At 38.3% G+C, this 14,148-nt stretch carries 11 protein-coding genes; 6 read left to right on the forward strand and 5 right to left on the reverse strand.

Annotated features, from left to right (window positions below):
- Positions 1–24 precede the first annotated feature (24 nt).
- Positions 25–1,557, reverse strand: coding sequence for a glutamine-hydrolyzing GMP synthase (guaA, locus tag B5488_RS05985; protein WP_079734431.1), 1,533 nt, complete (start codon positions 1,555–1,557; stop codon positions 25–27).
- Between the two features lie 84 nt (positions 1,558–1,641).
- Between guaA and B5488_RS05990 the strand changes: the two genes are divergently transcribed.
- Positions 1,642–2,367: an SIMPL domain-containing protein gene (locus B5488_RS05990; RefSeq protein WP_079734432.1), complete on the forward strand. Its 726-nt coding sequence runs from the start codon at positions 1,642–1,644 to the stop codon at positions 2,365–2,367.
- Between the two features lie 248 nt (positions 2,368–2,615).
- The gene (locus B5488_RS17845) at positions 2,616–2,768 is read left to right on the forward strand and encodes a hypothetical protein (protein ID WP_154045344.1); all 153 of its coding nucleotides are present in this window, start codon (positions 2,616–2,618) and stop codon (positions 2,766–2,768) included.
- A 76-nt stretch (positions 2,769–2,844) separates the two neighbouring features.
- Here B5488_RS17845 and B5488_RS05995 read toward each other — a convergent pair whose 3' ends face one another.
- Entirely contained in the window at positions 2,845–4,209 is a 1,365-nt protein-coding gene (locus B5488_RS05995; RefSeq protein ID WP_079736541.1) for a pyridoxal phosphate-dependent decarboxylase family protein, read from the reverse strand.
- Between the two features lies 1 nt (position 4,210).
- Positions 4,211–5,824: a bacillithiol biosynthesis cysteine-adding enzyme BshC gene (gene bshC / locus B5488_RS06000; protein ID WP_079734433.1), complete on the reverse strand. Its 1,614-nt coding sequence runs from the start codon at positions 5,822–5,824 to the stop codon at positions 4,211–4,213.
- A gap of 224 nt (positions 5,825–6,048) precedes the next feature.
- On the opposite strand from bshC, the gene B5488_RS06005 reads away from it, so the two are divergent.
- The 4 genes from B5488_RS06005 (at position 6,049) to B5488_RS06020 (ending at position 13,141) form a co-directional block, all read left to right on the forward strand.
- Positions 6,049–8,529, forward strand: coding sequence for a M14 metallopeptidase family protein (locus tag B5488_RS06005; RefSeq protein WP_079734434.1), 2,481 nt, complete (start codon positions 6,049–6,051; stop codon positions 8,527–8,529).
- 305 nt (positions 8,530–8,834) lie between these two features.
- On the forward strand, positions 8,835–11,654 hold the full coding sequence (locus B5488_RS06010) for a M16 family metallopeptidase (RefSeq protein WP_079734435.1): 2,820 nt from the start codon (positions 8,835–8,837) through the stop codon (positions 11,652–11,654).
- On the forward strand, positions 11,654–12,616 hold the full coding sequence (locus tag B5488_RS06015; RefSeq protein WP_079734436.1) for a calcium/sodium antiporter: 963 nt from the start codon (positions 11,654–11,656) through the stop codon (positions 12,614–12,616). Before B5488_RS06010 ends, B5488_RS06015 begins: the two co-directional genes overlap by 1 nt.
- 90 nt (positions 12,617–12,706) lie before the next feature.
- Positions 12,707–13,141: a hypothetical protein gene (locus B5488_RS06020; RefSeq protein WP_079734437.1), complete on the forward strand. Its 435-nt coding sequence runs from the start codon at positions 12,707–12,709 to the stop codon at positions 13,139–13,141.
- On the opposite strand, the gene B5488_RS06025 is transcribed toward B5488_RS06020, so the two are convergent.
- Together B5488_RS06025 and B5488_RS06030 are read right to left on the reverse strand one after the other, a co-directional pair.
- Positions 13,138–13,473, reverse strand: coding sequence for a hypothetical protein (locus tag B5488_RS06025; protein WP_079734438.1), 336 nt, complete (start codon positions 13,471–13,473; stop codon positions 13,138–13,140). The two genes, B5488_RS06020 and B5488_RS06025, sit on opposite strands and share 4 nt — an antisense overlap.
- A 75-nt stretch (positions 13,474–13,548) precedes the next feature.
- On the reverse strand, positions 13,549–13,875 hold the full coding sequence (locus B5488_RS06030) for a hypothetical protein (protein ID WP_146128780.1): 327 nt from the start codon (positions 13,873–13,875) through the stop codon (positions 13,549–13,551).
- Positions 13,876–14,148 lie beyond the last annotated feature (273 nt).

Here is a 14,148-nt window from a genome sequence, read left to right on the forward strand (position 1 = left end):
AGGTTCTTGAATTTGGCTCAAAACTTATTCCCATTCTATCGTAGCCGGTGGTTTTGAGCTTATATCATACACTACTCTATTAACGCCTTTCACCCGATTTATTATAGTATTCGAGGTTTTTTGCAGAAACTCATAAGGTAAATTTACCCAGTCAGCAGTCATTCCATCGGTAGATTCTACGGCTCTTAACGCCACTACTTTTTCGTAAGTACGCTCATCTCCCATAACTCCTACAGAACTAACCGGAAGCAAAATAGCGCCGGCCTGCCATACTTTATCATATAACATCCAGTCTCTAAGTCCCTGGATAAATATATGATCTACTTCCTGCAAAATACGCACTTTTTCAGCAGTAATATCTCCCAGAATTCTAATTGCAAGTCCGGGTCCGGGAAATGGGTGCCTTCCTAACAATTCTTTATCAATTCCCATTTCTGCACCCACTCTTCGCACTTCATCCTTGAAGAGCATTTTTAAAGGCTCAACAATTTTCAATTTCATAAAATCTGGTAAACCACCAACATTATGGTGTGATTTTATCGTTGCAGATGGCCCGCCATTTACCGAAACCGACTCAATTACATCGGGATAAATAGTTCCCTGTGCTAAATAAGTAACATCGGTAATTTGGTGTGCTTCATCATCAAAAACTTCAATAAAAGCATTTCCAATCGCTTTCCTTTTATCTTCAGGATCACTTATTCCAGTAAGAGCATCCAGAAATCGTGCCGAAGCATCAACTCCCTTCACATTTAAGCCCATATCTTTATATTGGTCTAAAACGCTTTCAAATTCACCCTTACGCAACAAACCATTATTTACAAAGATGCAATAAAGGTTTTTCCCGATGGCTTTATGCAATAAAACCGCGGCTACGCTAGAATCTACGCCCCCGCTTAAACCTAAGACTACTTTATCGTCTCCTATTTTTTCTTTTAATTCTGAAACCGTGAGATCAACAAATTTACCCGGAGTCCAGGTTTGCGCAACTCCAGCAATTTTTACCAGAAAGTTTTCTAAAACCTGCTTCCCGTCGGTTGAATGATACACTTCAGGATGAAACTGGATCCCGAAAGTCTGCTCCCCTTCAATCCTGTAAGCCGCGTTCAAAACATCGGTGGTACTGGCAATTCTTACACTGTTGGTTGGCAATTCTTTTATGGTATCGCTATGACTCATCCAAACCTGGGAATTTTCCATAATTCCCTCAAAAAGCGGTTCGGCATCTTTAATTACCGAAAGGTTTGCTCTTCCATATTCCCGGGTTTCCGAAGCTTCTACTTTTCCACCGTGGAAATGGGCGAAATACTGCGCTCCATAACAAACGGCCAGAATTGGCAGTTTCCCACGAATTTTAGATAAATCAGGGTGTGGGGCATCTTCTCCCCGAACTGAAAACGGGCTCCCCGAAAGGATTACCGCTTTAAAACTTGAAATATCGTCTGGAATTTTGTTGTAAGGATAAATTTCGCAGTAAATATTGAGTTCCCTCACACGCCTTGCAATAAGTTGCGTGTACTGCGAGCCGAAGTCTAAAATGAGTACGTTTTTTTGCATAAGCAAAAGTAAGAATTTGAGCCAAAAATAAAATAACCATTGGGTTTATTTTCTATCTTTATTCTGAACAAATTTTTATTGAAAATGAAATACATAAGTGCTATTATTTTTGCCATTGCCATTGTGCTTGCTGCGTGGTTCCTGGGCGAATCTTACGTTAGTAGAGCCAATCCAGATGGTGTGATCTCGGTTACAGGCTCAGGAAGTGAGAATTTTACCTCAGACCTTATTGTTTGGGAAGGCAGTTTTAGCCGAATGAGCCCCAACCTTGAACAGGCTTACAAAGATTTAAATAGCGACAAGGAAACCGTGCGAACTTACCTTATTGAAAAAGGAATTAACGAAGAAAATATTGTGTTTAATTCGGTGCAAACTTCAGAACAACGGGAAAATCAATACCAGAATGGAAATTATGTAGGTAGTATTTTTCAAGGTTATCAACTTACCCAAAATGTAAAAATTGAATCTAATGATGTAGAATTGGTTGAAGGAGTTGCGCGCGAGATTACTGAATTATTAAATAAAGGCGTTCAATTTAATTCTACACCACCTAGATATTATTATACCAAACTAGCCGATCTAAAAATTGAAATGATTTCTAAGGCTACCGAAGATGCCCGGGTTAGAGCCGAAAGAATTGCCGAAAATAGCGGTGGAAGTTTAGGCGAACTAAAAAATGCCAATATGGGCGTTTTCCAAATCACCGGTCAAAACAGCGGCGAAGATTACAGCTGGAGTGGCGCTTATAATACCGCCGATAAAAGAAAAACCGCATCTATTACAATGCGGTTAGATTATGAGATAGATTGAAAAAGTTATTATTAAAAATGGTTAAACCCCTTCAAGCTGAACTTTTTTCAGACTTTATCCCGATTTTGCTTCGGGATTCTAACAGATTTTTTATCAAAAACCTAGATCCTGAAATAAATTCAGGATGACGTTATAAAGAACCTGGTGAATTCTAAGCCAAAGTATCCAAGATCACATCAATATCTTTCTATAAAGATTTGCTAATATTTATTTCAAACTATTTGTTTTAAAATCCTTTTTCGCAGAATATGTGGATAAAACCCCGAGATTCAGGATGGACGGTTTTTTCAACCGGACTTCCGCGGGGTTTTATTCACGGTTTTTGGCATTTTGCCAAAAAATTCCTTGAAAAAGGCGTCTTTTTCTTTGCTTCGTTTCTTTTGGACGAGCAAAAGAAATGAAGGGCAAATCAAATCAAACATCCGTTTTAAAAAAGCAAGATAAAATAATTACGATTTTCAGCTTCAGCCTTTCATTCTAATCCAAAGTATCCAGAATCATATCAATGTCCTCTTCCGTAGTATCAGGATTAATAAAACAAAAACGAACTACGGTTTCTTTCTTCCAGGTGGTTGGGGTAACCAGCGCCAAACCATCACGATGATTTTTATAGGTCCAATCTTTATATTGCTCCGGAGTCCAGCCTTTTCTTCGGAATAAAACTACCGATAAACTTGCCGGTCTTACCAATTCAAGATTTTCACGTTTTTCAATCTTCTTAGCGGCGATTTGCGCCAGGGAAATTCCGGTTTCAATGGCCTGCCTGTATTTATTGGTACCGTGCATTGCTAAAGAAAACCAAAGTGGCATCCCTCTCACTCTTCTTGTTAACTGAATTTGATAATCGGCAGGGTTGAAACCCTGGGCACCTTCATCTTTAAAAATTTCTAAGTATGCGCCTTTTTGGGAATGTGCGTTTTTGGCAAGTTCCAGATCCTTATAAATTACTGCGCCACAATCGTAAGGAGAAAACAACCATTTATGCGGATCTATCGTAATACTATCGGCACGCTCAACTCCATTAAATAAATGCCTAACCGAAGGAGCTGCCAAAGCACCGCCACCGTATGCACAGTCTACGTGAAACCATACATTTTCTTTTTCACAAACATCGGCAATGGTATCTAATTGATCTATAATACCTGCATTTGTGGTTCCACCTGTAGCTACTACCGCAAAAAGTCGGTTTCGGTCTTTTTCCTCCAATTCATTAATTCCATTCTGTAATTCGCGACCGGTAAGATTTTCTTCTTCACAATCTATCATCACCACATCGGCATCAATCACTTTTGCCATAGCCTGAATAGAACTATGCGCCCCGTGAGACGTGAGCATCAAAGCTTTTTTTCCTACATTCTGGCTATCGCGGGCACGCCACGCTTCTCGCGCCGCCACCATTGCTGATAGATTTGCCGCCGTACCACCACTGGTAAAAACGCCAAAAGCACCTTCTGGCAGGCCTGTTAACGAAACCAGCCATTTCATCGCCTGGTTTTCACAAAAAATTCCGCCGGCACCTTCCATCCAGTACGCACCGTGAATACTGGAAGCCGAAGTCACTAAATCGAACATAATCGCAGCCCGGGTTGGTGCTGCGGGTACAAAGGCCAAATGCCTTGGGTGATCTATTGGCACCGTGGCTTTTACCAAAACATCACGAAAAAGCTGGAAAGCGTTCTCGCCGCCAATCCCCTCTGGGGTAACGGTTTCACCAACAATTCTAAATAATTCTTCTTCTTTTTTTGGGGCTCCCATTTCGGGAGTAATATTAGAGATACGGTCTATGGCATATTTCATAACGTCTAGCGTCATTTCTACCAGGTCCATATCTATGGTGTGCATTTTATTCTTTTCCAAAAGTCAAAATTTTAAATTCCGCTTGTAGCGGGTCTAATTCTTTTAATAATACTGAAATCAATTCGGAGCCGTATTCTGTATAAATTTCCGAAAAATTGGTTTGGCGTTCCTGTAAACCTTTATTCGGAAAGAGTTCATTTTGAAGCTCTGCAATTCTACTTACCTCATCTTCCAGTTTTCGTTTTTGTGCTTTTAAAAGACGTTTTTCGAGATTATCGAGTCCTTTTAATTGTTTTACTTCCTGGGCTTTTACTGCGCCAAGAAAAGATTTATCGGTTTTCTCTGCCAGGTCATACATCTGATGAAATTGCTCCACCAAATGTTCTTTCTGTTCAGAAAAATCAATATCTATATTTGAAATTTGCCGCACTTTTCTATTAATAAGTTCGTGCTGCTTTAGAAATAATTCTTTGTGTGATATATTTAGTTTCCTACGCTTCTCATCTAATTTTTCTGACTGAATTAAAGCAGAATTCCGAAGTAATAAAACCGGAAAAACAACATTTTCAGCCTTAAAATAATCTTTTAACTCCAGCCAGTAGGCAATTTCTCCTCCCCCGCCAATATAACAAAGATTAGGTAAAATCACTTCCTGGTATAAAGGCCGAAGCATCACATTTGGACTAAATCTTTCCGGAAATTCTTTTAATTCCTTCAGAATTTCCTTCTTGCTGAATTTAATTTCGGTTTCGTGTACAAAATACTCACCATCTCTCTCAATAATACGTTCCCGCAAACCATTATTCAAATAAAACAGGTTGATTTCTCTAGGATTCACTTGTACATTATACCCAAGCTCATTTAGTTTTTCGGTAGTTTGCGTGGTAGTTTTATGCGAAATTTGCTCTAAAAGTTCATTTTCAGCATAAGGGATAAAAAGTTTTTTGAGTTCTTTTTGCTGCGCATCTAATATCACCAAACCTTCTTCCTTAAAAAGTTCGTTGGCGAGATATAAAGTTGCATCGGTAAGATTATCGTGCTGCAGGTAAGATTTTTTAAACAATTCCTTTAAATAATCGGCATCTTTTCCGCCTCCTATTTCAGCTGAAAAAAGCTTAAAAACTTCTTCCAGGCCTTCGGTAGATAAATTTCCAACCGCATCATTTTCGGCATTTTTGGGAGCATTGGCCCACTGAAACTTTTTTCCGTTTAAATTAAAGAAATTGATCTCCTCAAAATCGTGATCTTCGGTGGCCATCCAATACACCGGTACAAAATTATTTTCAGGATATTTTTGTTTTAATTTTCGGGTAAGATTAATTGTGGAAACAATTTTATATAAAAAATAAAGAGGTCCGGTAAATAAGTTCAATTGATGCCCGGTTACCACGGTAAAGGTTTTTTCCTCTTGCAGCGCTTCAATATTGCTTTGCGTAGCTTCTGAAACTTCCAACCCGGAATATTGCTCTTTTAAAGCTTTTACCAGAATCGCCCTGTTTTCTTTAGGAAAGGACGACTTCTCCTCTATTTGCGCCCTAAAGTTCTCCAGGTTTGGAAAGCGATTATAAAAAGTTTTTAGCTCCTCTTTTTCATCGAGATAATCTAAAATAAGCTCGGTAAAATAATTAGTTTCTTTGTACGGAATACACTCGGTTGGCATTAGCAATTTTTTGGATGGTAAAGATACCGAAGTTAAGAATTTTATTCACTAATTTTTAGTTAATTTGGCGTTAGATACTATATTTACTCGTAGTAGTGGTTTATACTTCCACGTCATGCTGAACTAGTTTCAGCATCTAACATATTTTAAATCCAGACCCTGAAATAAATTCAGGGTGACGTAATTAGAAATCAGGATTCTTATTCAACATTTAAAATCAATCAATGAAATCAACTTTACTTTTTGTCACCTTTCTTTTTTTAGGTTTACAAATCAATGCACAATTACAAAGTCCGGAAGAATTTCTGGGTTATGAAATTGGCGAACAATTCTCCCGTCACGCCGATGTGGTAAATTATTTTGAACAGGTAGCCAAAAATTCTCCTTTGGTGCAATACCATACCTACGGAAAAACCAATGAACGCCGCCCGCTTACCTACGCGGTGATTTCTTCGGAAGAAAATTTGCGAAACCTGGAAGAAATTAGAAATAATCATCTTGGCAACACCGGTATTGCAGAAGCTGAAGCCAAAGCCGATAAAGCTATTGTTTGGTTAAGCTATAATGTTCACGGCAATGAAGCTTCCGGGACTGAAGCTGCGATGAAAACCCTTTATGAGTTGATCACCGAAAAAGAAGATTGGCTGGAAAATACAGTGGTAATTTTAGATCCCAGTGTAAATCCCGATGGCCGCGATAGATATATTAATTGGTATAACCAGGTAAAAGCAGAGCCTTATGACCCTTTGCAGGCTGCAGCCGAGCATCACGAACCCTGGCCGGGCGGAAGACCAAATCATTATTTATTTGATCTTAACCGTGATTGGGCCTGGGCCACGCAGGTTGAAACCCAGCAACGACTCAAAATTTACAACCAGTGGATGCCGCATATTCACGTAGATTTTCACGAGCAGGGCATTAATGAGCCTTATTATTTTGCTCCCGCTGCAGAACCTTTTCACGAAATTATTACGCCATTTCAAAGAGAATTTCAAACCGAAATTGGGAAGAATCACGCTAAATATTTTGATGAAGAAGGCTGGTTGTTTTTTACCAAGGAGCGTTTTGATTTGCTATACCCAAGTTACGGAGACACCTATCCAACTTATATGGGCGCCATTGGAATGACTTACGAACAGGCCGGTCACGGTCGCGCCGGATTGGGAATAAACACCGATGAAGGTTATGAACTTACTCTAAAAGATCGGGTAGCGCATCACCATACCACCGGACTTTCAACTATTGAAGTAGCAACTAAAAATATTGATGCTTTAAATACTGAATTCAAAAAATACTTTGATAATTCAGGCCTGGAATATAAATCCTATGCGGTAAAAGGAAATCCTGATAAGGTCGCTTCGCTAAAAGAATTGCTGGATAAACACGAAATAAAGTATCAAAAAGCGACTTCTGGAAGGCTAAACGGATTTAATTATACAGAAGGAAAAACAGGCAGATTTAATGCCGATGAAAACACCCTGGTAATTAATACAAATCAGCCAAAAGGTAAAATGGTAAACGTGCTTTTTGAACCTACCACTACCTTAACCGATTCTTTAACTTACGATATTACCGCCTGGAGTTTACCTTATGCTTATGGTCTGGAAGCGGTTGCCAGCACCCGCGAAGTTTCTTCTGAAGAAAATTCTACAAATGCTGAAATTTCCAATAAGGCAAACCCATCGGGAGCTGGTTATGTAACTAAGTGGAATGCACTACAGGATGCACAGTTTTTAGCTGAATTGCTAAAGGAAAATATTAAAGTTCGTTTTAGTGAAATTCCGTTTAAAAGTGAAGGAAAAGAATTTGAACGTGGTAGTTTGATACTCACAAAAAGTGACAATAGAACCAATGAAAATTTTGATGAGACTGTCGTTGAAATCGCAAATAAACATCAACGACAACTTATCCCGGCAAATACCAGTTTTGCCGGTAGCGGACCCGATTTTGGTTCTCCTGAAGTGAAACTTATCAATCCGCCAAAAGTTGCTGTTTTAAAAGGAAAAGGGACTTCTTCTTTAAATTATGGGGAAATCTGGCACTTTTTTGAGCAAGACTTAAAATATCCGCTGACTTCAATAAACACCGATTATTTTAAGGGTATAAACCTCACTCAATTTGATGTCCTGATAATGCCAGAAGGTAATTATTCTGATATTTTAGATGAGGATGCTTTAAATCGAGTAAAAGACTGGGTAAGCAATGGCGGGAAACTTATCGCGATTGGCAGCGCTGCAAAAACTTTTGCCGGAAAAGACGATTTTACCCTTAAGGAAAACAAATCTGAAACCAAAGATTCTACAGCTACAGGGAATTTAATTCCTTATGCACAAAGAGAGCGGGAAGCGGCGAAAGATATGATTACCGGGAGCATTATAAAAACCAAACTGGATAATACGCATCCTATGGCATTTGGCTACAGCGACACCTATTTGAGTTTAAAATTAAGCAGCGATAGCTATAAATTGCTCGATGAAGGTTACAACGTTGCCTTTATTCAAAAACCAGAAATCGTAGCAGGTTTTGTAGGGAATTCTGCTATTAAAAATCTTAAAAACTCACTTGTTTTTGGTGAAGAAAGAATGGGAAGCGGAAGTGTTATTTATATGGTAGATAATCCCTTATTCCGGGCATTCTGGGAGAACGGGAAATTGTTCTTCGCGAATTCAGTTTTCTTTGTGAATAATAATAAATTCAGACTTTAAAAGATTAGAATTCTTTTGCCACGAATGCACGAATAATTTTATTGAATTATCCTGCGAGGTTTCTTTTAACCTCGTAGGTATTTTTCTTAACGAAACTCTTTCTCTTACCACAAATTCACTAAATTATTCTACGCTCATTTGAGGGTTTTTAAGCTTAAAATTTAAAGTAAACCACAAACGCTAATCAGGTCTCGCAATAACAAAACCTAATATTCGTGTATTCGTGGCTATATTTAGGACTCCAATGATTTAATTCTGAAACAATCGAAATAAACACTAATTTTGGTTTGATAAAATTGAACTTAATGAAATTCAGAATTATACTTTTACTGCTTTGCGGCTTTGCAATTTCTCAAAATATCCACTCCCAGGAACGAACCGATTTTAATGTAGATTTTGAAACATACACTTTAGAAAATGGCTTAAACGTTATTTTTCACGTAGATAAATCAGATCCCGTAGTAGCGGTAGCATTAACCGCACACGTAGGTTCTGCCCGTGAAAAAGAAGGCCGAACCGGTTTTGCCCATCTTTTTGAGCATCTTTTATTTTTAGAATCAGAAAACCTGGGCAAAGGCGGACTTGACAAACTAAGCGCGAGAATTGGAGGCTCTGGTGCCAATGCTTCTACCAGCCGCGATCGCACCAATTATTTTCAAACCGTACCAAAAGACGCTTTGGAAAAAATGATCTGGGCTGAAGCCGACAAACTCGGGTATTTTATCAATACAGTTACAGAACCCGTGCTTGCAAAAGAAAAACAGGTAGTAAAAAACGAAAAAAGACAGAGTGTGGATAACCGCCCTTATGGCCATACTATGTATGTGATCGATAAGAATTTATATCCCGAAGACCATCCATATAACTGGCAGGTTATTGGCTCGCTAGAAGATCTGCAAAATGCTACGCTTCAGGATGTAAAGGAGTTTTATAACAACTGGTATGTGCCCAATAATGTAACATTAAGTATTGCTGGTGATTTTGATAAAGAGCAGGCCAAAGAATGGATTCATAAATATTTTGATGGAATACCGCGTGGTCCCAAAATTGAACGAGAAGAAAAGCAATTGGTAGCACTTTCCGAAACCAAAAAACTCTATTACGAAGATAATTTTGCGCGGCTTCCGCAACTAACTATCGCCTGGCCGGCCGTATATTCCTACCACGAAGACACCTATGCTTTAGAAGTGCTGGCAAAATATTTAAGCGAGGGAAAAAACGCGCCGTTGTATCAAAACCTGGTATCAGAAAAAGAACTTACAGATCGCGTTAGAATGTACAATTATACTTCAGAATTGGCCGGACAGTTGATGCTTCAGGTTACCGCCTATAATGATGTTGATCTCGATAAAGTAGAAGCTGCAATTTTTAAGGTTTTTGAAGAATTTGAAGCCGAAGGTATTCCGCAACGCGATTTAAAGCGAATTAAAGCACAACAGGAAACAGAATTTTATAATAGCCTTGCGAGCGTTTTAGGAAAAGGCTTTCAACTGGCTCAATATCAAATTTTTGCCAACGATCCTAATTACATCAATAAAGACGTAGAAAAAATCCTTGCGGTTACAAAGGAAGACGTGAGCCGGGTTTACGAAAAATATATAAAAGGAAAACATTATGTTGCGACCAGTTTTGTTCCGAAAGGGCAAGTTGACCTCGCTTTAGAAAAGTCAGAAGAAGCCGAAGTGGTAGAAGAAAAAATAGTTAAAAATGCTGAAGAAGAAGTGAATGTTTCAACTGATGCTTCGTACAAAAAAACTCCTTCCAGTTTTGACCGAAGTGTAGAACCGCCGTATAGTAGCGCACCAGAATTAAACGTACCGGAAATTTGGAAAAATAACCTTCCTTCCGGACTTAAGATTTATGGAATTACAAACAATGAAGTTCCGTTAGTGAAATTCAGCCTGGAAATGGAAGGCGGGTTATTACTGGAAAATCCTAATAAAGTTGGGGTTTCTAACCTTTTGGCTAATCTCCTTACCAAAGGCACTAAAGATAAAACTCCTAAAGAATTGGAAGAAGCCATTCAATTATTAGGTGCCGATATTCGGGTAAATGCCGGGGATGAAAAAATTGTTTTAAGTGGAAGTACTCTGGCAAAAAATTATGGGGAAACCATAGATTTAGTTCAGGAAATATTACTGGAACCTCGTTGGGATTCAACCGAATTTAAACTGGTAAAACAGCAGGCGCTTAGCAGCATTCAACAACAGGAAGCCGATCCAAATAATATTGCCAATAACGAATTTAGAAAACTTATTTACGGTGAAGATCATATTTTAGGTCAAAATAATTTAGGAACCAGGAATTCGGTAAAAAACATTACCATAGAAGATCTTCAGAATTATTATTCAGAAAATCTCAGTCCAAAACACAGTGTTTTTCACGTTGCAGGAGCTATTGAAAAAGAAGAAGCGATAAAAGGAATTCGTGGACTCTCGGTTGCCTGGCCTCCTAAATCGGTTAAAATGCCTGAAGTTGCTCAACCCCAACTTCCGGAGAAATCACAGATTTACTTTTATGATGTTCCCGGCGCAAAACAATCGGTTATAAGATTTGGCGCTCCTGCCCTGGCCGCTACCGATGATGATTTTTATACTGCCGAAGTGATGAATTACCGTTTAGGTGGCGGAGGCTTTGCCTCGCAGCTCACCCAGGAATTACGAGAAGGAAAAGGTTATACCTATGGAATTCGCTCAGGATTTAGTGCCGGTAAGAACAAGGGTACATTTCTAATTTACAGCGGAGTAAGAACAAATATTACCTACGATGCCGTAAAATTAATTAAAGAAATTATTGAGGAATATCCTCAAAATTTTGACGGGGAAGATATGGAAGTCACCCGCGGATTTATGATAAAAAGTAACGCCAGGAAGTTTGAGACCCTAAATTCAAAACTCGACATGCTAAGTGAAATCAGCACTTTTGGCAGGGATCACAATTATATAAAGCAACGGGAAAAAATGGTGAATGAGCTTACCGTTCTGGATATTCGTGAGCTAGCAGAGAAATATATTAATCCTGAAAAAATGTATTTTTTAATTGTTGGAGATGCCGAGACACAAATGAAAAAACTGGAAGAGCTTGGTTTAGGAAAACCTGTTTTATTAAACGAAACTAAAGAATAATGATACTGCCTGTTATTTTACTTGTGCTGGGCCTCGTAGTCCTTATTTTTGGAGCCAACTACATGGTTGAAGGCGCTTCTGCCCTGGCGAAAAAATTCAATATTTCTAACCTGGCCATCGGATTAACAATTGTGGCTTTTGGAACATCGGCACCCGAATTGGTAGTAAATACCTTTGCCGCTGCCGATGGGTATTCAGATATTGTTTTTGGAAATGTGATAGGTAGTAATAACTTCAACCTCTTTATAATCCTGGGAATTACCGGGCTCATCACTCCGTTAGCGGTGCAATCCAGTACTGCGTGGAAAGAAATTCCTATTTCGCTTATTGCCGTAATTATTCTTTTTATGATGGTAAATGACCAGGTTATTTTTTCCGGTAAAACCAGTATTTTAGGTACTTTAGACGGATTTATTTTACTTTTCTGTTTCCTGGCTTTCCTTTTTTATGTGTACAAACAACTTAAAAATGATGATGTAGCCGAAGATGATAATATCAAACTGCTGTCTCCTTTAAAAACTACCATTTTTATCATTGGCGGTTTGGCAGGATTGGTTTTGGGTGGTCAATTGGTAGTAAACAACGCTATAGACATTGCCGAAAGTATGGGAATTAGTCAGAAAATTATTGGACTTACGGTAGTAGCTGCAGGAACTTCCCTTCCTGAATTAGCAACTTCTATAGTAGCCGCTGCAAAAAAGAATGCTGATATTGCTGTGGGAAATATTATTGGTTCTAATATTTTTAATATTTTCCTCATCCTTTCCACCGCCTCGCTTATAAAACCTATTGATTTCAACCTGAATTTCAACCAGGATCTTTATATTCTTGCCGGTGGTACTCTTTTTCTACTTTTAGCGATGTTCACCGGAAAACGTAAAAGGCTGGACCGCTGGGAAGCCTTAATTTTACTCGTATTTTATCTAGGCTACACCACCTATTTAGTAATGCAGGAATTGTAAAAGATAGTAGATAGGAATGTTTTGGAATTCTTTGTTGATTTTATGAATTCCTTCTCATTTTTTGGAACTTAATTGAATTAATTCAGTCGTATGAAAAAGATATTACTACTCCCCGCCCTGGCTTTGTTACTTAGCTGCACTAACGAGGCTGAAAAGGAAAAGACAAATTTGCGCATAGATACGCTTGAAGCTGATCTCACCAGTTTAAAGATTGAAAATGATTCTCTGGAAAAAGAATTGCGATTATTAAAAAGTCGAAATCCCATAGTTTTTACTGAAGATTTTGACACACTGCAAAACCCTGAAACTTTTATAGTAGAATCTTTAGAACGAAATTCACAACTTATCCCTGAAAAATCTGTTTTAGGTGGCACCATGCGATTTGTAGATTCTGAAATTCTAAATCAACGCTTTATCTGGGCAGCATATGAAGACGGTCACATAGCCGGCGAAGCAATTTTTCAATATAAATTAAACGAAGCTGATAGCGTTGACTTTAAACTAATTTCGGAAATTAAAAATTAAGCAACGGCTGGTTTCGCGAACTTCTCCCGAAGTAAGTCTAGATCTTCTTCAGTAAATCCTTTAAGTTCCACCATATCACCGGTAGCTTTTGGTGCCTTTATAATCAAGTGATAGTTGCTTAAATGAATATTTACTTCCGGAGTAAAATGGTAGGTTTTTGGTTTTTGATGTAATCTTGCAACGATCAATTTTTCGTCGTCCCAGGTGATATATTCAGTGTTTCTTCCGCTTTGCTTATAGGCGAGAAAAGCATATAGAGAACCGGAAATCACATACAAAACGGGAATTAAATACCTGCCGCGGTCTGCAGTTAGGTAAAATGAAAAACCCATTAAAACCCAAAAAACCGCAAAGATATAATTGAGGTTTCTTTTAAAGAAACTTATTTTTTTTCTATCTTTTTCATGTTAAGCGCTGGCCAAAGTTTGCGCAAAAATCAATTCGCTTTTTAATTTTTCAATATCGGCTTCAGTGTAGCCTTTAAGATCCACCATAGTCCCATCGGCCGGCCCCGATTTTATAGTCAGGTTAGATGGGGAGACATTAATACCGTCAATAGTTGACCAATTATAAGACCTTGTGCTTTGTTGCCATTCGCTAATCTCAATTTTTTCTTCATCCCAGGCTATAAATTCTAAGGGCAAATCTTTCTTAAAATAGCCTACACAGGCATAAGTAAGTCCGATAATTGTATAACCATAAGACATCACATCATATACCTTAAAAATGATCATTAAAAGGCTATACCCCAAATACTTCCGGTAATATAAAAATAGTTGCTTCGGAAAAAGCTGGATTTTTTTGAAATTCGTGGCATAGCTTTTAAGATATTGGAAAAAAGATAATAAATATTTTGAAATTTGAATTTGAGATTTTAACAATAATTGTATATCCGTATAGTGTCCTAATTATAAAATTTAGCTTTATATGTCACGTCGAGCGCAGTCGAGACGTTTTTGTTAGACCTTTCGACTGCGCTCAAGGTGACAAAAACAAGCTTAGGATTG

This window comes from Salegentibacter salegens, assembly GCF_900142975.1.
GTDB classification, from domain to species: domain Bacteria; phylum Bacteroidota; class Bacteroidia; order Flavobacteriales; family Flavobacteriaceae; genus Salegentibacter; species Salegentibacter salegens.

What these genes read in the sequence shown, in the direction of transcription:
- B5488_RS06015 (WP_079734436.1), top strand. Translation starts at nt 11,654, where the DNA reads ATGATACTGCCTGTTATTTTACTTGTGCTGGGCCTCGTAGTCCTTATT.
- guaA (WP_079734431.1), bottom strand. Translation starts at nt 1,557, where the DNA reads ATGCAAAAAAACGTACTCATTTTAGACTTCGGCTCGCAGTACACGCAA.
- B5488_RS06020 (WP_079734437.1), top strand. Translation starts at nt 12,707, where the DNA reads ATGAAAAAGATATTACTACTCCCCGCCCTGGCTTTGTTACTTAGCTGC.
- B5488_RS06030 (WP_146128780.1), bottom strand. Translation starts at nt 13,875, where the DNA reads ATGATCATTTTTAAGGTATATGATGTGATGTCTTATGGTTATACAATT.
- B5488_RS06005 (WP_079734434.1), top strand. Translation starts at nt 6,049, where the DNA reads ATGAAATCAACTTTACTTTTTGTCACCTTTCTTTTTTTAGGTTTACAA.
- B5488_RS06010 (WP_079734435.1), top strand. Translation starts at nt 8,835, where the DNA reads ATGAAATTCAGAATTATACTTTTACTGCTTTGCGGCTTTGCAATTTCT.
- B5488_RS06025 (WP_079734438.1), bottom strand. Translation starts at nt 13,473, where the DNA reads ATGGGTTTTTCATTTTACCTAACTGCAGACCGCGGCAGGTATTTAATT.
- B5488_RS05995 (WP_079736541.1), bottom strand. Translation starts at nt 4,209, where the DNA reads ATGCACACCATAGATATGGACCTGGTAGAAATGACGCTAGACGTTATG.
- B5488_RS05990 (WP_079734432.1), top strand. Translation starts at nt 1,642, where the DNA reads ATGAAATACATAAGTGCTATTATTTTTGCCATTGCCATTGTGCTTGCT.
- B5488_RS17845 (WP_154045344.1), top strand. Translation starts at nt 2,616, where the DNA reads ATGTGGATAAAACCCCGAGATTCAGGATGGACGGTTTTTTCAACCGGA.
- bshC (WP_079734433.1), bottom strand. Translation starts at nt 5,824, where the DNA reads ATGCCAACCGAGTGTATTCCGTACAAAGAAACTAATTATTTTACCGAG.